Source organism: Okibacterium fritillariae, assembly GCF_052783725.1.
Genome location: NZ_CP199917.1, coordinates 1,931,922 through 1,955,484 on the forward strand (window position 1 = coordinate 1,931,922; position 23,563 = coordinate 1,955,484).

General features: G+C 68.6%; 18 protein-coding genes. 9 read left to right on the forward strand and 9 right to left on the reverse strand.

Annotated features, from left to right (window positions below; all coding sequences use genetic code 11):
- The first annotated feature begins 192 nt into the window (after positions 1–192).
- Positions 193–1,638 (forward strand): MDR family MFS transporter, encoded by a 1,446-nt coding sequence (locus tag ACUWEX_RS08970; protein ID WP_445996008.1) that lies wholly within the window; start codon positions 193–195, stop codon positions 1,636–1,638.
- 245 nt (positions 1,639–1,883) lie between these two features.
- Here the strand turns inward: ACUWEX_RS08970 and ACUWEX_RS08975 are convergent, their stop codons facing one another.
- Together ACUWEX_RS08975 and ACUWEX_RS08980 are read right to left on the reverse strand one after the other, a co-directional pair.
- Complete coding sequence (locus ACUWEX_RS08975) at positions 1,884–5,126, reverse strand: AAA family ATPase (RefSeq protein WP_445996009.1); 3,243 nt, start codon at positions 5,124–5,126, stop codon at positions 1,884–1,886.
- Positions 5,123–6,274, reverse strand: coding sequence for an exonuclease SbcCD subunit D (locus ACUWEX_RS08980; protein ID WP_445996010.1), 1,152 nt, complete (start codon positions 6,272–6,274; stop codon positions 5,123–5,125). The genes ACUWEX_RS08975 and ACUWEX_RS08980 overlap by 4 nt, the downstream gene beginning before the upstream one ends.
- Before the next feature lie 224 nt (positions 6,275–6,498).
- Between ACUWEX_RS08980 and ACUWEX_RS08985 the strand changes: the two genes are divergently transcribed.
- Together ACUWEX_RS08985 and ACUWEX_RS08990 are read left to right on the forward strand one after the other, a co-directional pair.
- Entirely contained in the window at positions 6,499–6,915 is a 417-nt protein-coding gene (locus tag ACUWEX_RS08985; protein ID WP_445996011.1) for a hypothetical protein, read from the forward strand.
- 34 nt (positions 6,916–6,949) lie between these two features.
- The gene (locus tag ACUWEX_RS08990; RefSeq protein ID WP_445996012.1) at positions 6,950–7,405 is read left to right on the forward strand and encodes a hypothetical protein; all 456 of its coding nucleotides are present in this window, start codon (positions 6,950–6,952) and stop codon (positions 7,403–7,405) included.
- Between the two features lie 37 nt (positions 7,406–7,442).
- Here the strand turns inward: ACUWEX_RS08990 and ACUWEX_RS08995 are convergent, their stop codons facing one another.
- From ACUWEX_RS08995 to ACUWEX_RS09005, 3 genes are all read right to left on the reverse strand, one after another.
- Positions 7,443–7,913 carry a VOC family protein gene (locus ACUWEX_RS08995; RefSeq protein ID WP_445996013.1) on the reverse strand — a complete coding sequence of 157 codons (471 nt, stop codon included), beginning with the start codon at positions 7,911–7,913 and terminating at the stop codon, positions 7,443–7,445.
- Positions 7,914–7,972: 59 nt separating this feature from the next.
- A complete protein-coding gene (locus tag ACUWEX_RS09000) occupies positions 7,973–8,755 on the reverse strand; it encodes an SDR family oxidoreductase (RefSeq protein WP_079727763.1) in 783 nt (260 codons plus the stop codon).
- Positions 8,756–8,821: 66 nt separating this feature from the next.
- Positions 8,822–11,482, reverse strand: a complete 2,661-nt coding sequence (locus ACUWEX_RS09005; RefSeq protein WP_445996014.1) for a DEAD/DEAH box helicase — start codon at positions 11,480–11,482, stop codon at positions 8,822–8,824.
- A 61-nt stretch (positions 11,483–11,543) separates the two neighbouring features.
- On the opposite strand from ACUWEX_RS09005, the gene ACUWEX_RS09010 reads away from it, so the two are divergent.
- The 4 genes from ACUWEX_RS09010 to ACUWEX_RS09025 all read left to right on the forward strand — a co-directional run bounded on the left by ACUWEX_RS09010 (position 11,544) and on the right by ACUWEX_RS09025 (position 15,760).
- On the forward strand, positions 11,544–11,813 hold the full coding sequence (locus tag ACUWEX_RS09010) for a hypothetical protein (RefSeq protein ID WP_445996015.1): 270 nt from the start codon (positions 11,544–11,546) through the stop codon (positions 11,811–11,813).
- Positions 11,810–12,997 (forward strand): MarP family serine protease, encoded by a 1,188-nt coding sequence (locus tag ACUWEX_RS09015; protein WP_445996016.1) that lies wholly within the window; start codon positions 11,810–11,812, stop codon positions 12,995–12,997. The genes ACUWEX_RS09010 and ACUWEX_RS09015 overlap by 4 nt, the downstream gene beginning before the upstream one ends.
- 204 nt (positions 12,998–13,201) lie before the next feature.
- Complete coding sequence (locus ACUWEX_RS09020; RefSeq protein WP_445997633.1) at positions 13,202–14,665, forward strand: SDR family NAD(P)-dependent oxidoreductase; 1,464 nt, start codon at positions 13,202–13,204, stop codon at positions 14,663–14,665.
- Between the two features lie 81 nt (positions 14,666–14,746).
- Positions 14,747–15,760: an LLM class flavin-dependent oxidoreductase gene (locus tag ACUWEX_RS09025; RefSeq protein ID WP_079727770.1), complete on the forward strand. Its 1,014-nt coding sequence runs from the start codon at positions 14,747–14,749 to the stop codon at positions 15,758–15,760.
- Positions 15,761–15,785: 25 nt separating this feature from the next.
- Here the strand turns inward: ACUWEX_RS09025 and ACUWEX_RS09030 are convergent, their stop codons facing one another.
- Positions 15,786–16,862, reverse strand: coding sequence for a hypothetical protein (locus ACUWEX_RS09030; RefSeq protein ID WP_079727771.1), 1,077 nt, complete (start codon positions 16,860–16,862; stop codon positions 15,786–15,788).
- Positions 16,863–17,342: 480 nt separating this feature from the next.
- Between ACUWEX_RS09030 and ACUWEX_RS09035 the strand changes: the two genes are divergently transcribed.
- Positions 17,343–17,747, forward strand: a complete 405-nt coding sequence (locus tag ACUWEX_RS09035) for an MmcQ/YjbR family DNA-binding protein (RefSeq protein WP_234991022.1) — start codon at positions 17,343–17,345, stop codon at positions 17,745–17,747.
- A 49-nt stretch (positions 17,748–17,796) separates the two neighbouring features.
- A complete protein-coding gene (locus tag ACUWEX_RS09040; protein WP_079727775.1) occupies positions 17,797–18,696 on the forward strand; it encodes an oxygenase MpaB family protein in 900 nt (299 codons plus the stop codon).
- 122 nt (positions 18,697–18,818) lie between these two features.
- On the opposite strand, the gene ACUWEX_RS09045 is transcribed toward ACUWEX_RS09040, so the two are convergent.
- The 3 genes from ACUWEX_RS09045 to ACUWEX_RS09055 all read right to left on the reverse strand — a co-directional run bounded on the left by ACUWEX_RS09045 (position 18,819) and on the right by ACUWEX_RS09055 (position 23,557).
- Positions 18,819–19,859 carry an NAD(P)-dependent alcohol dehydrogenase gene (locus ACUWEX_RS09045; protein WP_445997634.1) on the reverse strand — a complete coding sequence of 347 codons (1,041 nt, stop codon included), beginning with the start codon at positions 19,857–19,859 and terminating at the stop codon, positions 18,819–18,821.
- 236 nt (positions 19,860–20,095) lie between these two features.
- The gene (locus tag ACUWEX_RS09050; RefSeq protein ID WP_445996017.1) at positions 20,096–22,624 is read right to left on the reverse strand and encodes an alpha/beta hydrolase; all 2,529 of its coding nucleotides are present in this window, start codon (positions 22,622–22,624) and stop codon (positions 20,096–20,098) included.
- Between the two features lie 51 nt (positions 22,625–22,675).
- A complete protein-coding gene (locus tag ACUWEX_RS09055) occupies positions 22,676–23,557 on the reverse strand; it encodes an HpcH/HpaI aldolase/citrate lyase family protein (protein WP_445996018.1) in 882 nt (293 codons plus the stop codon).
- Positions 23,558–23,563 lie beyond the last annotated feature (6 nt).

Sequence of the window (23,563 nt, forward strand, 5' to 3'; positions counted from 1 at the left end):
CGCCGCCTGGGGCAGTGGGACACCGGTCAGGGATGGTCAACGTTCTCTCCAGTGTGCTCTATTCCGCCGACATCCGGATTAACTTCTCGTGACGGTGCTTCGAGCGCACGGGTTTTCCCCGAACGGGAATGAACCGCATGCCCCGGCATGTTGCGAGAAAGGTTGTCGCCGGTCCACTACCCGAGGAGTTTCATGACGCACACCGTTGATCGTTCGGGCGTGGGCTTCCGGTCTGAGCGTGGCCCCATCCTCATCGCCCTCATGCTGAGCACGGGTCTCGTCGCGATCGACTCGACCATCCTCGCGACCGCGGTGCCGTCCATCGTCGGTGACCTCGGGGGCTTCGCGCTCTTCCCGTGGCTGTTCTCGATCTACCTCTTGGCACAGGCGGTCAGCGTGCCGCTCTACGCGAAGCTCGCCGACACCGTGGGCCGCAAACCCCTCATCCTCATCGGCGTCGGCCTCTTCCTGCTCGGCTCGATCCTGTGCGGTTTCGCCTGGAGCATGCCCGCCCTCATCGCCTTCCGCGCCGTGCAGGGCCTCGGCGCCGGGGCCGTGCAGCCCATGGCCATCACCATCGCGGGCGACATCTACACGGTTGCCGAGCGCGCGAAGACGCAAGGTTACCTCGCCAGCGTCTGGGCGATCTCGTCGGTGGTCGGCCCCACGCTCGGCGGCGTTTTCAGCGAGTTCGTGTCGTGGCGCTGGATCTTCTTCGTCAACGTGCCGCTGTGCCTGATCGCCGGGTGGATGCTGTGGCGTCACTTCCACGAGAACATCGAGCGCCGTCGCCACCGCGTCGACTACGCCGGCGCCGTGCTGTTGACGTTCGGCCTCAGCGCCGTGATCCTCGCGGTGCTCGAGGGCGGTCAGGCGTGGGCCTGGAACTCGCCGCAGAGCCTCGCCGCTTTCGGTCTCGGCGCCGTGTTGCTGGTGGCCTTCGTGCTGGTCGAGCGTCGCGCGGCCGAGCCGATCCTGCCCCTGTGGGTGTTCTCGCGCCGTCTGCTGCTGACGACCACGTTCGTGTCGCTCGGGGTGGGCGCGATCCTCATCGGCCTCACCTCCTATGTGCCGACTTACCTCGAGGGGTCGATCGGCGTCTCGCCGCTCGTCTCGGGGCTGGCGCTCGCCGCCCTGACGATCGGATGGCCTATCTCGGCGTCGCTGTCGGGTCGGCTGTATCTGCGCATCGGGTTCCGGCGCACGGTGCTCATCGGCATGGTCTTCGCGGTCGCGGGAGCCGCGGTGCTCGTCGCTTTCGCGGGCGCGCCGAACCTCATCCTCACGGCGATCGGATGCTTCGTCGTCGGTTTGGGTCTCGGGCTCGTCGCGACGCCGTCGTTGATCGCCGCGCAGTCGAGCGTGCCGTGGAACGAGCGCGGTGTGGTGACGGGAACGAACATGTTCGCCCGTTCGATCGGCAGTGCCGTGGGTGTGGCGATCTTCGGTGCCATCGCGAACGCGATCTTCGCGGCCACGCCGAACGGGGATAACGTGCCGTCGGTTGTGGAGTCGGCGTCGGGTGCCGTGTTCGTCGCGGTGCTGGTGTGTGCCGTGGCGACGGTCGTGGCGGGTGTGTTGATGCCGCGGGCGCGTGTGGAGGATATCGAGCACATTCCGGCCCAGGATCCAGCCTAGGGGCGCGTTTACGCGTATTCTTGGCGGGACGAGCCTTTCTGGCTCCGCTACGGAGAGGTCCACCATGGCCGACAAGTCCCCCAAGAAGACCGGCGCCAAGACGGCCGCCGCGAAGACTCTGAAAGAGAAGCGCACCGAGAAGAAGTCGAAGGCCGCGTCGAAGAGCAAGTCCGACTAAGTCTCTTCCGCATTTTTCGAGAACCGCAGGGGCCCCGGCCTCTGCGGTTCTTGCGTTTCGTGGCGGGTCAGGCCCCGGCTGTCTTGCGCTCGGCGGGTGTCGGGCCGGCCACACTGTCGAGGGGGCTGATGACGGCGTCTTGCCGCACGGTGCTGGCGCCCGTGGGCCCGGAGGTGATGCGCAGGCGCGAGGGGATTTGTTCTTTCATGGCGTCGACGTGGGAGATGAGGCCGACGGTGCGCCCACCCGTGCGCAGGCTGTCGAGGGTGGACAGCGTGATGTCGAGCGTTTCGCGGTCGAGTGAGCCGAACCCTTCGTCGACGAAGAGCGTTTCGAGGGTGATGCCGCCCGCGCGGCTGGTCACGATCTCGGCGAGCCCGAGTGCGAGGGCGAGTGAGGCGAGGAACGTCTCGCCGCCCGACAGCGATGCCGTGGCCCGCGCCCGTCCCGTGTATTCGTCGCGGATGGCGAGCCCGAGCCCGGACGATGCGCCGCGGTAGGCGCGCGAGTCGTCGTGTTCCAGCCGGAACCGCCCGCTCGTCATGGTGTGCAGCCGCGCATTGGCGGCGGCGATGATCTCTTCGAGTTCGGCGGCGAGCACATACGCCTCGAGGTGCATGCGCTTGTCGTTCGGCTCTTTGCCCTCGACGGCGTTGGCCAGGCCCCTGATGGTGTTGTAGGCGGCGAGCTGCTCGCCCCCGGTGTGCAGCGTGGCGGTCGCTTCGGCGACGATGGCGTCGAGCGTGCGCTGCCTTTCCCGCATCGCGGCGTGCACATCGGATGCGTGAGCCACGCGTTCGCGCGCCCGGTCCCGTTCCTCGCTGACGACGCCGACATCGACCGGCTCCGCGGGCACCCCCTGCAGCTCGGGTTCGGCGAGGGTCGCTTCGGCGGCGGCGAGGCCGGCGTCGTGCTGGCGCACCGTCGCCGCGTGCGCGGCCTGCTCCCCCGGCTCGAGGTGCGCGGCCCGCAGCTCGTCGAGTGAGGAGAAGTCACTGTCGGCGAGGGCCCGTGCCACGGCGGCGCGGGCCTGTTCGAGTGCCTGTTCTGCGCCCTCGGCGCTTTCGGCGGTAGTGAGAAAGCGTGCGGCGACGGAGACGGTCTGCCGGATGCTCTCGGCGCGCTCGGCCACCGTGTCGAAGCTGCCGCGTTGGCTGGTGACGCGGTCACGTGCCTCGGCGAGGCGGCTCTTCAGGCCGGCCAGCGTGTCGGCGACGACAGCCCGCTCGAGGTGCAGTTGTTCGGAGGCGGCTGCCGCGTCGGTGTACTCCGTGTCGAGGCGTTCGATGTCTCGGTCGAGTTTCGCCGCCTCTGCCCGGGCGGCTTCCGCGGCTTTGAGTGCTGCGGTCTCGCCGTCGAGATCCTGGCTCAGTTCGTCGGGCGTGCGCCCCGTCGACGCGATCTTCAGCGCCGCGACCTCGTCATCGGCGGCCCGGCGGCGGTGAGCGGCTTTCTTCGATATCTGGTCGGCGCGTTCGACGCGGGCCCGGCCCTCGTCCAGCGCCTCGTCGGTGACGGCTTCGCCGTCGGCGGCTGCGGGCTGCGGGTGTTCGCGCGATCCGCAGACCGCGCACGGTTCGCCCGGTTCGAGCTGGGCGGCGAGGTGCGCGGCGTCGCCGTTCAGGCGGCGCGAGAACAGGTCGCTCAGCTCGCCCGCGGCCCGCGCGTGCTCCGACACTGCGTCCGCCTCGGCGCGCAACGCCGCGGCGGCGGCCTGTTCGGCTCGCTCACCAGCCCGGGCCGCTTCCAGCTTGCGAGCGAGGTCGTCGACGCTCGCGGAAAGATCGTCCCGCCGAGCGGCGGTGAGGCGCGCCGCATCTCGCTGGGCCCGGAGATCGTGCTGCATTTCCGGCAACACGTCGAGTCGCGCGCGCAGTTCGCTGGCGCGAGCGTCGATGTCCTGCAACCGTTCCTCGGCGGTGGCGAGCTCGGCGGCCAGCGTCACGGCCCGTTCTTCGTCACGCAGCGCCTCGGACATCTCGCCCAGCGTGCGGTTCAGTTCGTCGACGAGCCTGCCCACGCGCTCGGCCGTCGGCACATCGACCGCCGCGACGACCGGCGCCTCAGCGACCCGCGCCTTCACGTTCACAGCCTCGTCGTCCAGTGCCCCATCGTCCAGGGCCCCATCGTCGAGTGCATCGGCGGCGCCGGCGTCGGCAAGAAGTGCTTTGGTGGCGTCGGCGAGCCGGCCGCGTGCGCGGGAGACATCGGCATCGGCGCTGTCGACACCATCGAGAAGGGACCACAACGCGTGCGCCCGCTCGTGAGCCGCAAGCCGCGCCCGGCGCGTGACGATGTCGGCCGCCTGTTCGCCGAGCCGTTCGAGCGTCGCCGCGGCGTCGGCTCGCCGAGTCTGCCGCCGCGCAACGTCTTTAGCGTCAGAGACGCGTCCCTCGGCCTCATCCAGCTCTCGTGTCGCCTGATCGAGCGCCGCACGGGCGGACGCGACTCGCGGAGCGAGAGACCGGGCGGCCCGATCGAACCACGCGCTGTCGGGCTCGGCCGGAGCGGAGAGTGGTTCCGCGGGCGGGCTCACGGCCGCGCCATTCACGTCGATCAGGTCATTCACGTTGTCGGTGTCATCCACCTCGACCGTGTCATCCTCGATCGCGTCATCCTCGATCGCGTCATCCTCGAAGGTGGCCGTGGCGACGGCCCGATCGGCGAGGCGCCGCAGGGTGTCGCCGAGCGCCTCGACCTCGCCCTTCAGCGCGGCCCGGCGGTCGGCGAGGTTCTGCTCGAGGTCGCCGAAGCGGCGCGTGCCGAAGAGGCTGCGCAACACCTGCAGGCGGTCGTCGTTCTTCGCGAGAAGGAACTCTTGGAAACGGTTCTGCGCCAGCAGGATGACCTGCAAAAACTGATCTTTGTTCAGCCCGACGATGCGGTCGATCTCGGGGAACACGTCCACCGGGCGGGCCGCGATGCCCCGCCACTCGCCGGCGTCGAGGCGCTCGAGCACGGCCGTCTGTTTCTGCGTGGTCAGCCCGCCGCCGCGCTTTGCTGGCCGCACGTATTCGGGCGTGCGCGTCACCCGGTAGCGGTCGCCGTGCACCGAGAATTCGAGCGTGACGAACGAGGGATCCTCGGGGGCGCAGTAGTCGCTGCGCAGGCGGGTCTGACTCGGGCCGCCGTCGAAACGCGGCACGGCGTTGTAGAGCGCGAAGCAGATCGCGTCGAGGATGGTCGACTTGCCCGCACCCGTCTTGCCCGAGATGAGGTAGATCCCGTCGTCTTCGAGCGCGTCGAAGTCGATGTGTTGCTCGGCTTTGTACGGCCCGATTCCCGCAAAGGTGAGCGCGTTGATCTTCACGACGCCACCCCGTCCGCGTCGAGCTCGCCGAGCGCATCGAGCACGAGGTCGCGCTCGGCGTCGGTGAGCGCCTGCCCGTTGCGCACGTGGCCGAGGAAACCGTCGACGATGTCGAGGTCGCTCTTCTGGGCGATGCGCGCCGCATAGCTCTCGGTCGATGCGGGCGCGACGGTGGCCGGTCGGTGTTCGAGCGTGGCGCACCAGGGAAAACGCGCGCGCAGGCGTGCCATGGCGTCGAGCGGCCGCACATCATCGGTCAGGATGGCCGACACCCAGTCCTCCTCGGCCGACGCGAACCGGTCGAGCGTGAGCAGGTCGTCGATCGTGCCCGTCAGCACCGACAGCCGGCGAGGAATCGGGAGATCGACCCACCGCGCGCCCGAAAAGCCGTCGTCGTCGAGCTCGACGATCCAGACGCCCCGCGGCTTGCCCGCCTCGGAGAACGAATAGTGCAGGGGTGCCCCCGAATAGCGGATGCGTTCGCCCAGAACCGCCCGGCCGTGGATATGCCCGAGCGCCACGTAGTCGGGACCGTCGAAGACATCGAGCGACACGATGTCGAGCCCGCCGGCGGTGATGTCCCTCTCGACATCCGATGCCTCGTCGGGGGCGCCGACCGCGCCGACGAAACTGTGCGAGACGACGACGTAGCGGCCGCCGCGCGAAGCCGCATCGTCGCGGATGCGCTGCATGACGCGCGCCAGGACGTCGTTGTGCCGCCGCAGGGTCTCGCCGGGAAAGAGATGGCGCACGAGCGACGGCTCGAGATAAGGGATGCCGTAGATGTGCACGCCGTCGACCGTGACGGGTTCGAGCACACGCTCGGGATCGGTGAGCACGTGGATGCCGGCGAGCCGCGCGAAACTGGCCTGAAACCCGAGTCGCGCCGCCGAATCGTGATTGCCACTCGTGGCGACGACCACGGCACCGGCCTCGCGCAGGGACGTGAGCGCCGCCGTGAGCACACGGAAATGCTCGCCCGACGGCATCGCTGAATCGAAGATGTCGCCGGCGACGATGACCACGTCGACCCGCTCGTCGCCCACAACCTGGGCCAACGACTGCAGCACCTCATGCAACGCCTCGACGGTGGCATGGCCGTGGAACGTGCGGCCGATATGCCAGTCGGAGGTGTGCAGGATGCGCATGTGTCGAGCCTACTGAGCACCCCCGACATCCCGCGGCCGCCACGGCAGACCGCGGCACAGCGAACCACGGCACGGCACGGCACGGCACGGCACGGCACGGCACGGCGGCACCATACGCGCGAACGCGGTCCCACGCCATCCCCTGTCGCGCCCGTCCGTCATGTCGTTGGATTGTATGGTGCGGCCGACCAGCGTGCCGCTTCGACACGGTATGGAGGAATCACATGAGCACGACAGACGGATCGACCCCCGGCGTCCAGTCCCACGTTCCCGGTGAAGACGACAGCGACAGCTCGATCGGCGGAGTCGCTCCCGACGGCACAGCGCTCAGCCACGTCGACGACGACTCCCTTCCCGCCGAGGACGGCCTGAGTTCGGGCGGCGACACGGTCGCCGACGACGCCGACACCGCCGATGACGACGCTGCGACTGCCCAGTCCGATTCGGATGTCGCAGCCGACCTCGACGCCGCCGACGAAGCCGACTCCCCCGAACACCGCTCGGGAACGGGCGACAACGCCGCCGAAGACGTCGACGGCCCGGGTGCTGCCGACGAGGGCGCCGCTCCGAGTGGTTCGGCCGCCGAACAGGGCGACGACGCCGTGCGCGCCGCGCAGGCCAGCGCCTTCACGCACCCCTGATCCACCGACCGAACGATCCCCGCGGAGAACCCCGATGAGCGACAACCTGACCCCGGCCGATCTCGACATCGACCCGTCGACGGGTTCGCCCGTGCAGCTCTACCGCTGGCTGCTCGCGAGCCTGCTCTTCGGCCGCCGCATCCAGCAGGAGATCGCCGCGCAGACCTATCGCACACTCATCGACCACGGGTTCACCTCGCCGGCGCGCTTCTCCACGGTGGGACGCGAACAGTTGCGACGCATCCTCGACGAGGGCGGCTATGCCCGCTTCGACTACATCATGACCGACGAGTTGCGCGATGTGATGCCCGGCCTGGCCGACGAATACGGGTCGGTCCATCACCTCGTGGCGTCGTCCGCCGATCGGGATGAACTGATCGAACGTTTGACCGCGTTCACGGGGATCGGGCCCGTGACGGCGCGCATCTTCGCGGACGCCATGCCATCGCAGCTCTACGGCACGGCGCAGCCTTCTGGCGTCAGTAGCTGAGGCGTCAGTAGCTCAGGCGTCAGTAGCTGAGCAGCGCTCAACCTTCGCGGGCGGCCTTCAGCAGCGCGACATCCAGCTTGTCCATCTTCATCATGGCTTCCATGACGCGTCCCGCTACTCCGGGCCGAGGGTCGGACAAGCCCTCATCGAGGGCGGCAGGAACGATCTGCCACGACAGGCCGAACTTGTCGACGAGCCATCCGCACCGGCTCGGCGCACCACCGTCGGCAATCAGGGAATCCCAGAGAAAGTCGATGCGCTCTTGCGTGTCGGCCCGCACGAACAACGAGATGGCCGGGGTGAACTGATACATCGGCCCGCCGTTGAGGGCGTTCATCTCGAGGCCTTCGAGCACGAACGAGACGGCCAGCGCCTGCCCGGCCTGCGGCGTGCCCTCGGGGTAGCGCGACACGTTCGTGATGCGCGAGTCGTCGAAGATCGACACATACAGTTCGGCGGCCTCTTCGGCGCGGTCGTCGAACCAGAGGAACGGGCTGATGGTCTGCATGGTGGTCATGCTAGACCTCGCCCGCTCCCCCGGCTAGGGCTCACCGACCAGCGAGCGCCCTAGTACTTGTAGGACTGCCCGCCGTCGATGGGGATGACGGTGGCGTTGACGAACGAGGCCTCGCCCGACAGCAGGAACGCGACGACCGCTCCGACCTCGTGCGGCTTGCCGAAACGCTTGGCCGGGTTGACGCTCACGAACTCGGTGCCGGCTTCTTCCCAGTTGACGGGGTCGATCTGCTTGAGGGATGCCTCCACCATGGGCGTCATGATGGCGCCGGGTGCGATGGCGTTGATGGTGATGCCGAACTGACCGTATTCGATGGCCGAGTTGCGGGTCAGGCCCACGACGCCGTGCTTGGCGGCCGCGTAGCCGGACTGGTTGCCCACGCCGCGGATGCCGCCGACGGAGGCCGTGTTGACGACCGAGCCCGAGCCCTGCTCCTTCATGACCTTGAGCACGTGCTTGAGGCCGAAGAAGACGCCGTTGAGGTTGATGCCGATGACCTTGGCGAACTCGTCGCTGCCGAAGTCTTCGGTGAGGTTTTGCTTGCCTTCGATGCCGGCGTTGTTGTAGAAACCGTCGATCTTGCCGAAGCGTTCGACCGTCTTCGCGACGTAGTTCTCGACATCCGCTTCCTTCGAGACGTCGGCGGTGATCGTCTCGAGCTGGGCGTCGGGGGCGACCTCGAGGATGGCCGCCTTGACGTCGTCGAGACCCTGCGCGTTGAGGTCGACGAGCGAGAGCGCGCCGCCCTCGCGAGCGATGTGGAGTGCGGTGGCCTTGCCGAGACCGGAGGCCGCGCCAGTGATCAGGACGACTTTGCCCTCGAACCGTGTCATGAGTGAAACCTTTCTTTTCGACATCTGTCGATTAGGTTCCAGCGTACGCCTCTTTTCGGCCGCTCGTCAGGCCCCCAGCTGCCCCACCCTGTCGATGCGCACGACCGCCACGCCCTGTTCGTCCGACTCGGCCAGATCGACCGTCGCGCTGATGCCCCAGTCGTGGTCGCCGGCCGGGTCGGCCAGGATCTGCCGCACCACCCAGGTGCCGGGCTGCTCGTCGACCAGCAGCAACGAGGCACTGCGCGCCGCCGCATCCGTGCCGATGGGCGAGAGTGGGCGGGATGACTCGGTGTCCTCGTATTCGGCGAAGAACCCGTCGAGGGCGTCACGCCAGGCATCCGCGTCGAAACCCGAGGCCGCATCGAGTTCGCCGAGCGCCTCGTAGTCCTCGCGGGCGGCGAGCTGCACGCGCCGGAACATCTCGTTGCGCACCAGCACCCGAAAAGCGCGCACGTTGTTGGTGAGCCGCTTGGGCGCGGGCGGCACCACACTGTCGGGGTCGCCCGGATCGAACGACGGGTGGATGAGCTCCTCCCACTCGTCGAGCAGACTCGAATCCACCTGCCGCACCAGTTCACCCAGCCACTCGATCAGGTCGCGCAGCTCGTCGGTCTTCGCCTCGTCGGGGATGGTCTGACGCGCCGCCCGGAACGCGTCGGACAGGTAACGCAGCACGAGCCCCTCCGACCGCGCCAGCTTGTAGAACGAGATGAAGTCACCGAAGGTCATGGCGCGCTCATACATATCGCGCACGACCGATTTGGGCCGCAACTCGAAGTCGCCGATCCACGGCTGCGTGGCCGAATAGGTCTCGAACATGGCGTCGAGCATCTCTTCGAGGGGCTTCGGATGCGTGATCCCCTCGAGAATCTCCATGCGCTCGTCGTATTCGATGCCGTCGGCCTTCATCTGGGCCACGGCCTCGCCGCGCGCCATGAACTGCTGCGCCGACAACACGGGACGCGGGTCGTCGAGCGTGGCCTCGAGCACCGAGATGGTGTCGAGCGCGTAGTTCTCGTTCTCGGGGTCGAGCACGTCGAAGACCGCCAACGCGAAGGGCGACAGCGGCTGGTTGAGCGCGAAGTTCGGCTGCAGGTCGACGGTCAGGCGAATGGTCGCACGCCCGCCATCCGGGCTCTCGATCTGTTCGACGATCTCGGCCGTGCGCAGGCTGCGGTAGATGGACAGCGCCTGGCGCAGCAGGGCCAACTGTTTGGCGCGCGGCTCGTGGTTGTCCTCGAGCAGCGTGCGCACGGTCGTGAAGACGTCGCCGCCCTGCCCGATGAGGTTGAGCATCATGGCGTGTGTGATCTGCATGCTCGCGGTGAGCGTCTCGGGTTCGGCGGTCATGAGGCGCTGGAAGCTGGGCTCGCCCCACGAGACGAAGCCGTCGGGCGCTTTCTTGCGCACGATCTTGCGGATCTTCTTGGGGTCGTCGCCCGCCTTGGCGATGGCCTTCGCGTTCTCGGTCTCGTGCTCGGGGGCCTGCACGACGACGGTTCCGGCGGTGTCGTAACCAGCCCGGCCCGCGCGCCCGGCGATCTGGTGGAATTCGCGCGCGTTGAGCTGCCGCATCCGCTGCCCGTCGTATTTGGTCAGGGCGGTCAGGAGCACCGTGCGGATGGGCACGTTGATGCCCACGCCGAGCGTGTCGGTGCCGCAGATCACGCGCAGCAAACCCTTCTGCGCCAGCTGTTCGACGAGCCGGCGGTACTTCGGCAGCATTCCCGCGTGGTGCACACCGATTCCCGAGCGGATGAGGCGGGACAGCGTCTTGCCGAAGGACGTCGTGAAGCGGAACCCTCCGATGAGCTCGGCGATGGCGTCGCGCTGTTCGCGCGTGACGACCTTGATGCTCGTCATGGCCTGCGCGCGTTCGAGGGCCGCGAGCTGCGAGAAGTGCACGATGTAGATGGGCGACTGGCCGGTCTGCAGCAGGTCTTCGACCGTCTCGTGCACGGGGGTCTTGGCGTAGTAGTAGTGCAGCGGCACGGGTCGCTCGACGCCCGTGACCGTGGCCGTCGGGCGGCCGGTGCGCGCCGTGAGGTCTTTCGCGAGCCACTCGACGTCGCCGAGCGTGGCCGACATGAGGAGGAATTGGGCCCGGGGCAGCGTGAGCAACGGCACCTGCCAGGCCCAGCCGCGGTCGGGGTCGGAGTAGAAGTGGAATTCGTCCATGACGACCTGGCCGACGTCGGCCGCGTCGCCCTGCCGAAGTGCGAGGTTGGCAAGAATCTCGGCCGTGCAGCAGATGATCGGCGCGTCGCCGTTCACCGACGAGTCCCCCGTGACCATGCCCACGTTCTCGGCCCCGAAGATCTCGACCAGCGCGAAGAACTTCTCACTGACGAGCGCCTTGATGGGGGCCGTGTAATAGCTGCGCTTGCCCTCCGCGAGGGCTGCGAAGTGGGCGCCGATCGCGACGAGGGATTTTCCCGTTCCGGTGGGGGTCGAGAGGATGACGTTGGCCCCCGTCACGATCTCGAGCACCGCCTCCTCCTGTGCGGGGTAGAGCGAGAGGCCGCGGCCGCCCGCCCACTCTTCGAAACGCTCGAAGACGACATCCGGGTCGTAGCTGTCGGGCACGCGGGCCGTGAGTGTGGGCGCGGGCGGCACGGATGCTGCAGCCTGATCGTCCGCGGAATCGGCCGCGCGATCGTTCGCGGGATCGGTCGCCGAAGCGGGGACGGAGGTGGTGTCGTCGGCAGGTTCGGCGTCAGTCATGATGCTTCGATCCTGCCCTACTGTCGGGTTTCCTGTCGGACGTCTCTCCTACACTGCACTCATGCCCTCGCTCGATCCGACCGCCGAACTGCGCGCCCTGCCCCTCGGCGCGCGCGTCGTCGTGCGCTGGGCGCTGCGTGACGGCATGCCAGAGGCCGACGGCATCCATCGCTATACGGATGCCTTGGGCGTGCTCTTTTCGCGTGACGACTCGGGCATCGACGTCGAGACGACACGCGGGCCCGTGCACATCGGCTGGGGCGACGTGTTGGCCGGCAAACGCGTGCCCGACCCGCCCGCGAGGCGCACCCGCGACAGGAGCACCACATGACCGAGACCCACTGGATCGTCGACATCCTGCTCGTGATCCTGCTCGTGTCCTATCTCGTCTATGGCTACCGCGTGGGCATTCTGCGCACGCTGTTCGGCATCGCGGGGCTCGTGCTCGGAGGCATCGCGGCGTACTTCGTGGTGCCGCTCGCGGCGACCGCCGTTCCGCCCGAGTGGCGCGTGCTCACGGTGATCGTGGTGGCACTGCTGCTGCTGTCCCTGGGCTTCACGGTCGGCGCGACGATCGGGCGCGTGCTGCGGCGCGGCGTGCAGATCGTCAAACTCGGTTTCGTCGACCGACTGCTGGGGGCCGTCGCCAACGTGGCCGTCGCTGCACTCATGCTCGGCCTCATCGCGTCGCAGGTGAGCGCGCTCGGCGTGCCCGCGCTCACTCAGATGACGGCGTCCTCCGCGGTCATCAAGGCCATCGACGGTCTCACGCCCGATCCGGTCAAGACGTGGCTCGCGCAGGTGCGCACGGCGGCCGTCGACGACGCGCTGCCCTGGATCACCGAGGCGCTCGGCGTGCCGAGCGAGACGCCCGATGTGCCCGATGTGGCCACCGATTCGGCCTCCCTCGCCGCCTCGGCCGACTCGGTCGTGCGCATCTCGGGCACGGCCGCCGAATGCGGGCTCGGGCTCACGGGTTCGGGTTTCGTCGTGTCCGACGACCGCGTCGTCACCAACGCGCACGTGCTGGCGGGCGTCACCGACCCCGTGATCGAGGCACCCAACGAGTTGCCCCGGCCGGGGCGTGTCGTCTACTTCGACCCGGTCGACGACCTGGCCGTCATCGCCGTCGACGATCTGGATGCGCGGCCGATCCCTCTCGGCCAGAACCTCGCCGCGGGGGCCGACGCCGTGGTCGACGGGTATCCGCACGGCGGACCGTTCACGACCGGCCCGGCCGGTGTGCTGAGCGTGAGCTCGTTGCGCGTTCCCGACATCCGCAACGAATCGTCGAGCGACCGCAGCGTGTACACCCTGGCCGCCAACGTGCAGCCCGGCAACTCGGGCGGGCCGTTGCTCGCCACCGACGGCACGGTCGTGGGCGTCGTGTTCGCGCGCGCGACGACCGTGCAGAACGTCGGTTACGCCATGACGCTCGCCGAGCTGTCGCCTGTGGCCGCGCAGGCGGCGTCGCTCGACGCTCCCGTGTCGTCGGGCGGCTGCATTCGGGAGTAGACGAGGTTCAGCGGGGTCCGCGCCCGTCACGCTCCGGGCGCACGGGTCCCAGCCCGCTCCGCTCGTGACGCACCCGCGAACATCAGCCGTGGCGAGTAAACTCGCCCAGTGCACGAACATGACTTGACTTCCGCTCCGGAGACCGACGAGACCACCGATCGGGGCGAATCCGACGGCGCCACTGGCCCCGTCGGCGCCTCCGGCATCGACCCGGCCGATCTCGAGACCACGCTGCGCACCCTGGCGTCGCTCAACACGATCGACGACCAGCATCCCGATTTCATCGCCGTGCGCCGCGCCACCGCGAACATGTTCAAATCCGTGAAGGTGTCGCGCCGGGCCGAGAAGCGCCAGCGCATCAGCGCAGCCGACCGCGCGGTCGTCGCCGCCACGGCCACGGGCGCGCCCGACCGCATCGACGACGAGACGCGCGGCATCGAGCTGGCCATCACGGCGGCCGCCCCCACCGCGGGAACGCTGCTGAAGGCCCGCCCCTGCTACATCTGCAAGGAGCGGTACACAGAGGTCGACGCGTTCTACCACCAGCTGTGCCCGCGCTGCGCGGCGCTCAGCCACCAGAAGCGCAACGCCCGCACCGACCTCACGGGCCGCCGCGCGCTGCTCACGGGCGGCCGCGCCAAGATCGGCATGCACATCGCCCTGCGGCTGCTGCGCGACGGCGCCCACACCACCATCACGACGCGTTTCCCCCGCGACGCCGTGCGCCGTTTTCAGGCCCTGCCCGACTCGGCCGAGTGGCTGCACCGCCTGCGCATCGTGGGCATCGACCTGCGCGACCCGGCCCAGGTGATCGCCCTGGCCGATTCGGTGGCCGAGCGCGGGCACCTCGACATCCTCATCAACAATGCGGCGCAGACCGTGCGCCGCTCGGCGGGCTCCTACTCGTTGCTCGCCGACGCCGAGACCGCGCCGCTGCCCGACGGCCCGCTGCCCGAGCTCGAGACGTTCGGACACACCAACGACCAGCACCCGTTGGCCCTCGCGGCCTCGGTAGCCGGGCATCCGATTCTGGCGGGCGTGACGCCGGCGCGCCGCAGCGACGATGCGCCCGCGTTGACGCCCACCGATATCGCCACGCTCGCCATGACGGCCGGGTCGTCGAGCCTCGACAAGCTGGCCGACGGCACCGCCATCGACGCGGGCGGCCTCGTGCCCGACCTGCACGCAGTGAACTCGTGGACCCAGAACGTCGACGACGTCGACCCCCTCGAGATGCTCGAGGTGCAGCTGTGCAATACGACGGCTCCGTTCATCCTGGTCGGGCGGTTGCGCCCGTCGCTCAAGGCCTCGCCCGCCCGCCGCACCTACATCGTCAACGTCTCGGCCATGGAGGGCGTTTTCGGGCGCGGCTACAAGGGCCCCGGGCATCCGCACACGAATATGGCCAAGGCCGCGCTCAACATGCTCACGCGCACGAGTGCGAAAGAGATGTTGGATGACGGCATCCTCATGACCAGCGTCGACACCGGGTGGATCACCGACGAACGCCCCCACCCCACCAAGGTTCGGCTGGCCGAAGAGGGTTTCCACGCGCCGCTCGACCTGGTCGACGGGGCCGCCCGCGTCTATGACCCCATCGTGCGCGGCGAGGCCGGCGAAGACCTGACCGGCTGCTTCCTGAAGGACTACGAACGCTCGCAGTGGTGACGCTGCGGTCGATGTCGACCCGAAGCGATGCTTCATGCATACGCATGGAATAGATCCGGGGTCGCAGGCGCTGAGGTGGGTATGAAGAAAATCGGCTTCCTCTCGTTCGGCCACTGGCAGCCCGTGCCGGGCTCCCTTACGCGCACCGCGCAGGACGCTCTGCTGCAGAGCATCGACCTGGCCGTGGCCGCCGAAGAGATCGGCATCGACGGCGCCTACGTGCGCGTGCACCACTTCGCGCGCCAGCTGGCCTCGCCGTATCCGCTGCTCGCCGCCATGGCCGCGCGCACCAAGACCATCGAACTCGGCACGGGTGTCATCGACATGCGTTACGAGAACGGTTTCTACGCCGCCGAAGAGGCCGCCGCTACCGACCTGATCTCGGGCGGGCGACTGCAGCTCGGCGTGAGCCGGGGATCGCCCGAAACGGCGCTCAACGGTTCGGAATCGTTCGGCTACGTGCCCGCCGACGGCCAGACCGACGCCGATCTCGCGCGCGAGCACACGGCCGACTTCCTCCGCGGCCTCGAGGGCCACGGAATCGCGCCCGCCAACCCGCAGGCCACCGGAACCCGAGCCCTCTTGCCTCTGACGCCGCAGTCCCCCGGGCTTCGCCAGCGCATCTGGTGGGGGTCGGGAACCCGCGGCACCGCCACGTGGACCGCCGAGCAGGGCATGAACCTCATGTCATCCACGCTCTTGACCGAAGACACCGGCGTGCCGTTCGGTGACCTGCAGGCCGAGCAGATCCAGCTGTTCCGGGATGCCTGGGCCACGGCCGGCTGGGACTGGGAACCGCGCGTCTCGGTGAGCCGCAGCATCCTGCCGATCACGACCGACCAGGACCGCGCCTACTTCGGCAACCTCGCCACGCGCGAGCGCCAGGACCAGGTCGGCTACATCGACAACTCGATCGCCCGTTTCGGCAAGAGCTACGTCGGCGAACCCGACAAGATCGTCGAAGAGTTGCTCGGCGACGCGGCCGTCATGGCCGCCGACACGCTGCTCGTCACGGTGCCCAACCAGCTCGGCGTCGACTACAACGCGCACCTGCTCGAGACCATCGCGCGCGATATCCGCCCGGCCCTGCAGTAGGGCAGTAACGGCCGACGCGGCGGGTTCAGTCGGCGAGATGACCGGTGTCGTCGGCTGCTAAAAGCGCCGCGCGGGAGAAGTATCGCTTGTTCTGCACGAAGGCAGATCCGCGCCCCTTTTTCGAGTGCGGGATTGGAGCCGCGTTTGCGCGGGCAATCGTGGCGGCGGCATTCTTCCGGCTGAGCAAGAAGACCTGAAACCGGCCTCCGGGTTCCCAACCGTTGTCCAAGGCATATCCCATCACCTGTCCCACTTGCTGATCGACGGGCAGAGAAGATGCGCGTAGTCGGGCCGCCTCGGCGCGGTTCCATCGAGCCGGGACGACTTTTTCCTGGATTGCGGGGAAATAGCTTTCGATCTGTTTGTTTGCGTAGAAGCCCATGTGGGTAACTTGGGCGAAGGAACGATCGCTGGGGCATACGTAGGCGCTCACTCGCTCATACATCCGTAGTGCAACGTCGGCGCTCGCGACGACGATAACAACGTCGCGCACAGGCGCGACCGGGCGCGCGCCGGTGACGGAGGAAACGCTTTCAACGCTCTCCAGCCACGTGCGAGCGGCAGGATCAATCCACTCGACCAGAGATAGCAATTTCTTCAATTCGATACCGGGATCGAATTCCAGCAGAGAGTCTTGGTGCGCGCAACGGTTTCGCAAATTGCGCATATCAGACACTGCTTTGTGAACAGCGTCTCGGGTCCCAGGCGAACCGGGAAAGACGTGACGAAGATGCTGACGCCACAGCTCCTCATTCGCGGGCCGTTGTTCCAACAAACTCGTCCAAAATCCCAGTGTCAGCTCCGAGATGATCGAGTCGGGAGTTGCGACTTTCGTCGTGGCATCCATGCGGCGCGCCGCCGCGTTGACGACGCTCCCGAGATCCTGTTGCCACGGGTAGGCAAGTGGATGGATCGTCTCGAGGCGTCCCATCACCGCGTTGCGCAGGAGCACTTCGGTGTGATGGAAACACTCAAAAAGGGAGGACGCCACCTTGGCGTTCCACTCGTAAAGCTCCCACGCCAGAAGTTCATCATGACTACACGCAGCTAGGAACGGTGCAAACCGTGCTGCCGACACCCAGCCTATTTTTCGCTCAAGCACGCCGTGTTATCCTTTCTTCGTTCCGCCTCTGCGGTCATGATCGCACGCGGATGGAGGGCTCGCCGTTGCCTCTGCTCACTGGGCACGCATGGCGGGCCCTCTGCTCTTTAATCGATCGGCCAAGGCCACCTCGCGACTTCACCAACGAATCATGGTGATGTGCGACTGCGGTCGCCTGCAGGGCCGTTCGAAGCGACACCCTTTAGTCAGATCCTGAGCCTAGAATATCGACATGTCTGATTCGTCATCATGTGAAAGCGCCGAGGACGAGACAACGTACTTGCTCCGAAATGCGGAGGGAGCGCGCCGCTTGTTGGGGTCCCTTGAGCGAGCTCGGCACGGCAACCATGAGCGTCGCGCGTTGTCCGGTCCGGGCTCGTCGTTCGAGAACCTCGAGGCCCCGTCCCGATAGCCACGAGCTTTCCTTCTCACCTTCGGTAGTTTCCTTCTCACCTTCGGTAGCGTGGGGGCATGGATGAGGTGAGCGAGGTCGAGTTTCGACGGGCGCTGGAGGCGGCGCGGGGGGCGTGTCTTGAGTTGCCGAATGCCGTCGAGGAGTATCCGTTCGGCGAGGAGACCGCCGTGTTCAAGGTGAGCGGCAAGATGTTCGCCATGATCGGGATGACCGAGCTGCCGACGACGATCACCCTCAAGGTGATGCCCGATCACGGCGAAGCGCTCGTGCGCGATCATCCCGCCGTGCGGCCCGGATATCACATGAACAAGCGGCACTGGGTGACGGTCGACCTGGCCGGCGAGGCCGATGCGACGTTCGTCGAGGACCTCGTGGGCAACTCCTACGACCTCGTCGTGGCGAAGCTGCCGCGGCATGCGCGGCCCGCGGTCGAGCGATCGGCGTCGCTGCCGAAGAACGCCCGGCGATAGCGCGCCCCACTCCCATCCGGGTGTCAGGGGTCGGGGTTAACGTCGCCCTATGGGCACACTCACGAACGTCTGGAGATCGCATCTCCTGTCGACGCTGTCGGGCGACGACGACGGCCGCCCCTACTGGGTCGAATCGCTCGAGACGGGCGATGACGCCGGATACTTCGGGCCCGGGTCGGCGTCGTGGGCCGTGCACGGTGGCATCTCGACGATGGTCGCCGGCATCCGTGCGTTGCTCATGCAGACGTTGCACCCGGGAGCCATGGCGGGTGTGCACGATTGGTCGCGCTATCAGGAAGATCCGCTCGGGCGGTTGTCGGGCACCATTCAGTGGTTGCTCACGGTGACCTACGGTGATCGGGCGCTGGCCCAGCAGGCGTCGACGCGCGTGGGGCGCTTCCACGATCGTGTGGTCGGCACGTATGTCGATGCGCGCGGCGAGGAGCGGCCGTACGCGGCGGGCGATGCCGAGCTGCTCTCGTGGGTGCACGTGGTGTTCACGGATGCGTTCCTGCGGTCGCACGAGACGTGGGGTGGCAGCATCCCGGGCGGTGCCGATCGTTATGTCGACGAGTGGGCCACGGCGGGCGAGCTGATCGGGGTTGTGGGCGCACCGCACAGCGAGGCCGAGTTGCGCGCTCAGCTCGAGGGGTTCCGCGCCGCCGGCACGTTGATGGGCGGCGAACGCGTCGACGAGGCCGTGCGGTTCATTCGCAATCCGCCGCTCCGCAAGGGGATGATGCCGGCCTATCGCGTCATGTTCGCGGGCGCCGTCGCCACCATTCCTCGCGAGTATCGGCAGATGCTGGGGCTCAAGCGGTCTCCGCTGCCCGTCGTCACGGCGACTCGCCTCGTGTTAGCGCTTGTGCGAATCGTGCTCGGACCGGATTCGACCTCTGAGCGCGCCGCGCGCAAGCGGATCGCGTCGCTCCGGTCGACCGCCGTCTGACCGTCGCGACCGGTCACGGTCGACGGCCTGAAGCCGTGCTGGGATCCTTCCCGGCCTCTACGCGGAGAAAACCGGTGGGGTCGTCGCACCACGCGACACCCCCACCGGCCACAGCGCCGAGATCAGCCGTTGGGCAGGATGACCGCGCGGCCGCGGATCGAGCCCTCGTGCAGGCGCTCGTAGGCTTTCGGACCCTCGTCGATGCTGTACGTCTCGATCTCGACGCTCAGCTGGCCGCGCTTCGCCATCTCCAGCACCTCGATGAGCTCTCCGCGCGAACCCCAATACGGCACGCGCAGCGCCGCGTCGTAGGCGATGGTGCCGAAACCGACCGAGGCCATTCCGCCGCCGATCCCCACGATCGTGACGTCGCCGCCCGTGGCCACCGATGCGGTCGCGATGTCGACGGTGGGCTGCACGCCGACGAAGTCGAACACGGCGTCGGCGCCCAGGCCATCCGTCAGTTCTTTGATGGTGTCGACGGCGTTCTTGTCGCTCAGGATGGCGTGATGCGCGCCGACCTCTTTCGCCAGGGCGAGCTTCTCGTCGTTGACGTCGAGGGCGATCACGGTAGCGCCCGAGAGCGCACGGATGATCTGGATGCCCACGTGTCCGAGGCCGCCCGTGCCGATGACGACGGCCGTCGAACCGGCGCCGAGTTTCGGCAGGGACTGCTTGATGGCGTGATACGGGGTGAGGCCGGCATCCGTCAGCGAGACGTTCTTGGCGGGGTCGAGGTCGCCGAGCGGAACGAGGTGCCGCGGGTCGTCGATGAGCATGTACTCGGCCATCGAACCGGGCGAACCGAGGCCGGGAGGGGTGATGCCCTCGGCGGCGGCGTTGGTGCAATAGTTCTCTTTGCCCTCGGAACAGTTGTGGCAGCGACCGCAGCCCCAGGGTCCGTAGACGGCCACGGCGTCGCCGACCGAGAGGTGCTCGACGCCCTCGCCGAGCTCGTGCACGATGCCCGTGCCCTCGTGGCCGAGCGTCAGCGGCAGGCCGTAGGTGTACTGGTCCTCGGGAAGGCCCATGATGAACTCGTCGGAGTGGCAGACGCCCGCGGCGGTGACCTTGAGGAGCACCTGCCCGGGGCCGACCGTCGGGATGGGGATGTCGACGACCTCTGGCTTCGACCCGATCTTCGTGTACTGCAACGCTTTCATCGTCATCCCTTCGGTTTCGTATGTGTCGGGCGCTTTGGTGAACGCCGCTCACCTTCGACGGTATCGCGGCGGGCCGATCGACGAAACGGGTTGACGGCGGCGCGACGGATGATCGGGGCCACGGCACGGCTCAGGGAGGAGAGCCCGCGAGCCTTGGTGTCCATGAGTGGCCGTATATCGGGTAGCTGGTTTAGCGGGTGTTGGTCGCCGCTGGGACCATCCGCCCGGTGGCCGGGTCAGCGAACGGTGGTCTCCAGCGGGCCGCGTCCCCGGTGACGGCGAAGCGCAAGTAATGCGCCTGCCGCGAGAGCAAGCAGAGCGAAGGCGGCGATCTGACCGAGCTGGGTGCCCGAGAGGGCGAGGGCGCTCGCCGTCGAACCGGCGGAGGAGCCCGCAACGCCGCTACCCGCGGTGCCGCCGCCCGTGTTCGGTCCGCCCGGCACGGCCGGATTCGCTGGCGAGGTGGGGGTGGTCGGAGTACTCGGCTCGCCCGGGGCCCCGGACACGGCGAAGGCCACGGTCGACAGGAAGACGTCTCCCCCGCCCGCGTTGGTCACGCCCTCGACAGCGCCATAGGTGAGGCCCTGAATCTGAACCGAGTCGGCACCGGCCGCCGCCGCGAAGAGGTTCGCCTCGTCGTACTCGTCGGCGCCGTCGCGCGCCACGCTGCCGAACTGCGTCGAGGTTCGGATGCTTCCGTCCGCCGCGAGGTCGAGCGCGAACACATCGACGCTCCCCGCGGATGCCTGGAACCGGCCGTCGGTGTGGCCCACGAGCAGCGTCGCGTCGCCCGCGCCCGCCACGAGCGCCGCCGCACGGTCGTCACCGGGAGTGCCGTATTGCCGCAGGCCCGAGACCGTTCCCGCGCCGTCGACCTCGGCGACGAAGGCGTCGTTGCCACCCGCCGACGGTGTCGTCGCCAGCGCTCCGCCCGTGAAGCCGGCGGCCTGCCAGCCGTCGCCCCGCGCGAGCAGGGCGCTGACCTGATCGGACGAGTCGGTGCCGATCTGCGCGACGAAGCTCGGCCCGGCGGTCAGATCGTCGCTGAAACCGGCGACCCACCCATCCGTTCCGCCATGGGCGGTTGCGCCGGGCATGGCGCCTGTCGTAACACCGCCGAGAGCCAGACGGCCGTCGCCCGCGCGCGCGATCGTGAGGGACTTGTCCTCGCCCGCGCCGCCGAATTGATGCGTGCCCGCCACGGCGCCATCGCGGCCCACGTGCACGACCAGGGCATCCTTGTCGCCGGCCGATGGGGCACCGCCGACGCGGCCCGAGGTGTAGCCCGCGAGGAACGCGCCGCCCGCACCGTCTGAGGCGATCGAATAGGCGCGGTCGGCGGCTGCCGGGTCACCCGCCGTGATCGTCCACAGCACGGCGCCGTCGGCCGATACCGCGGCCGCGAGCACGTCGTCGTTCTGGGCACCGGCGTGATCGACGCGCCGGTAGCCGCCCACGATCACCGAGCCATCGTCACCTTCCACGAGGCCGTAGGCGCGTTCGTTGAGCGGCGAGGCGATGGCCGTCGTCCACTGCACGGCGCCCGCCGACGACCGCTTCTGCACGAGGATGTCGGTGCCGCCCGCCGAGCGGTGGCCCCAGGCATCCCCGGGGGCTGTGATTGCCTCGACGACGCTGCCGTCGGCCAGGGTGAGGATGCCGCTGGCGCGATCGTCGCCCGCCGAACCGGTTTGCGTTCCCGTGAACGGGGTGGGAGGGGTGGTCGACAGGCGGGGGCCGATATCGGTGAGGCCCTCGGCGAAACCGCGCGCCCAGACATCCCAATCGTGGCCGCCGTCGTAGGTGCGCATCTCGGCCGTGATGCCGGGGACGCGTTTGGCGCGGTTGTAGAGCGTTGCGGCCTCGTAGTCGAGGTCGTGGATGGCGTCTTCGGGCTTGGGGTTGGCGTATTCGTCGTCGCCGACCGCGATGAAGAGGTGCACGGGCAGCGCGGGGTCGAAGGCCTCGAGCGCGGCCGGGTAGGCGAGCTCCTGGTAGCGGGCCTCGTCGTAGAGGGCGTCGCCGCGACCGTAGGCTCCGAACTCGCGAGTGGAGGAATCGGCGGGGGTGCTCGGCACGTAGACGGCCGGCGAGAGGACGAGCGCCGACGAGAACAGGTCTTGGTGCACGGTCGCGAAGCGCAGGGCCCCGGCGCCGCCCATCGAGTAGCCGCCCACGGCGCGGCCCGCGCGGTCGTCGACGGTCGGGTAGGTGGCGTCGATGTGGTCGACGAGGTCGGAGGTGAAGGCGGTCTCGACGGCCTGGCCGGGCGATGTGCCGGCGGCCCCGCCCGTGTAGAGCGAATCGACGTAGTAGCTGCCGCGTCCCGACCAGGGCGCGTCGGGCATGACGACGATGAGCGGCGGCACCTGGCCGTCGGCGATCATCGCGTCGAGTTTCGGGGCGACCTGCTGCCACGCGGCCTGGGTGTCGCCGCGGCCGTGCAGCAGGTAGAGCGTGGGGTAGCGCTCGGCGGCATCGGCGTCGAAACCGGCGGGCAGGTAGGTCGTGTAGTCGATGCCACCCGCGACGGCGTCGGTGTCGACGTGGCCGGGGACGAGCTGGCTGGCTGGCGCCGCGGCGGTTTTTGCCCGGCTGAGCGCCGGCACGCCGGGCGCAGCGGGCGCAGTGGGCGCATTGGGCGCATTGGGCGCAGCGGGCGCGGTCGCGCTCGTGACGGCCGTTGCCGACGATGTGCCGGCCAGGGCCAGTGCGCCGGCCAGGGCGAGACTTGCGGCGAGGGTGACGGATGACTTCCACGACATTGTGGCTCCTGAGGATTCGGTTGTGGGGTGAGGCGTTCTGGCGGTGCGGGATCAGGTGACGGCGGCGGTGGCGTTCTTGCGCGCGACGATGCTGCGGGCCCGGCCGACCATGGCGGGGTCGACCATCTCGCCGCTCGCAAGCGTCGTCACTCCCCCGTCGCGCATGGCCTCGAGCACCTGTTCGGCCCAGACCACCTCGGCGGGCTCGGGGCGGAACGCGCTCGCGATGACGGCCAACTGACTCGGATGAATCGCCACGCGCCCGAGCCATCCCCGGGTCGCCCCGTCGGCGGTGTCGGCGCGCAGCCCCGCCTGGTCGCGGATGTCGGGGTAGGCCGACATCATGGGCGCATCGAGACCGGCGGCGCGGGCACCGAACAGCACACGCGTGCGGGCGTAGCCGATGACATCCGGATGCCTCGTGCCCAGGTCGCTCGCAAGATCCGACTCCCCCAGGGCCACACGGGTCACGGCGGGGTGCGAGGCGATCTCGAGGGCGCGTTCGACGCCCAGAGCCGTTTCGAGGATGGCCGTCACGGCGATGTGTGGGCTCGAGCCCGGGCTGACCTCATCCAGCACATGGATGACGCGGTCAACGTCCGCGGCCGCCTCCACCTTGGGCAGCCTGACCTCGACTGCCGGAGCGGCCCCATCGCCGTGCACGAAGGGGGCGATGGCGGCGAGGTCGTCGGCGAGGAACGGACCGGCGTTGACGCGCACCTGGATGAGGGGCCCCTCGCTGGCGTCGACGGACTCACGTCGTGCGAGCAGAGTCGCCACGATCGCCTCCCGCGCCTCGGCCTTCTGCGCGTCCGGCACGGCGTCTTCGAGGTCGAGAATCACGAGATCGGCGCCCGACGTGAAGGCCCGCTCGAAGCGGTCGGAGCGGTGGCCGGGCACATACAGACCCGTGATCGGCGGGAAGTCCGACATGCGGTC

Bases quoted from the DNA above. Each gene is read 5' to 3' on its own strand.
- ACUWEX_RS08970 (WP_445996008.1), top strand. From the start codon at position 193: ATGACGCACACCGTTGATCGTTCGGGCGTGGGCTTCCGGTCTGAGCGT.
- ACUWEX_RS08980 (WP_445996010.1), bottom strand. From the start codon at position 6,274: ATGCGCATCCTGCACACCTCCGACTGGCATATCGGCCGCACGTTCCAC.
- ACUWEX_RS08985 (WP_445996011.1), top strand. From the start codon at position 6,499: ATGAGCACGACAGACGGATCGACCCCCGGCGTCCAGTCCCACGTTCCC.
- ACUWEX_RS08990 (WP_445996012.1), top strand. From the start codon at position 6,950: ATGAGCGACAACCTGACCCCGGCCGATCTCGACATCGACCCGTCGACG.
- ACUWEX_RS08995 (WP_445996013.1), bottom strand. From the start codon at position 7,913: ATGCAGACCATCAGCCCGTTCCTCTGGTTCGACGACCGCGCCGAAGAG.
- ACUWEX_RS09000 (WP_079727763.1), bottom strand. From the start codon at position 8,755: ATGACACGGTTCGAGGGCAAAGTCGTCCTGATCACTGGCGCGGCCTCC.
- ACUWEX_RS09005 (WP_445996014.1), bottom strand. From the start codon at position 11,482: ATGACTGACGCCGAACCTGCCGACGACACCACCTCCGTCCCCGCTTCG.
- ACUWEX_RS09010 (WP_445996015.1), top strand. From the start codon at position 11,544: ATGCCCTCGCTCGATCCGACCGCCGAACTGCGCGCCCTGCCCCTCGGC.
- ACUWEX_RS09015 (WP_445996016.1), top strand. From the start codon at position 11,810: ATGACCGAGACCCACTGGATCGTCGACATCCTGCTCGTGATCCTGCTC.
- ACUWEX_RS09025 (WP_079727770.1), top strand. From the start codon at position 14,747: ATGAAGAAAATCGGCTTCCTCTCGTTCGGCCACTGGCAGCCCGTGCCG.
- ACUWEX_RS09040 (WP_079727775.1), top strand. From the start codon at position 17,797: ATGGGCACACTCACGAACGTCTGGAGATCGCATCTCCTGTCGACGCTG.
- ACUWEX_RS09045 (WP_445997634.1), bottom strand. From the start codon at position 19,859: ATGAAAGCGTTGCAGTACACGAAGATCGGGTCGAAGCCAGAGGTCGTC.
- ACUWEX_RS09050 (WP_445996017.1), bottom strand. From the start codon at position 22,624: ATGTCGTGGAAGTCATCCGTCACCCTCGCCGCAAGTCTCGCCCTGGCC.
- ACUWEX_RS09055 (WP_445996018.1), bottom strand. From the start codon at position 23,557: ATGTCGGACTTCCCGCCGATCACGGGTCTGTATGTGCCCGGCCACCGC.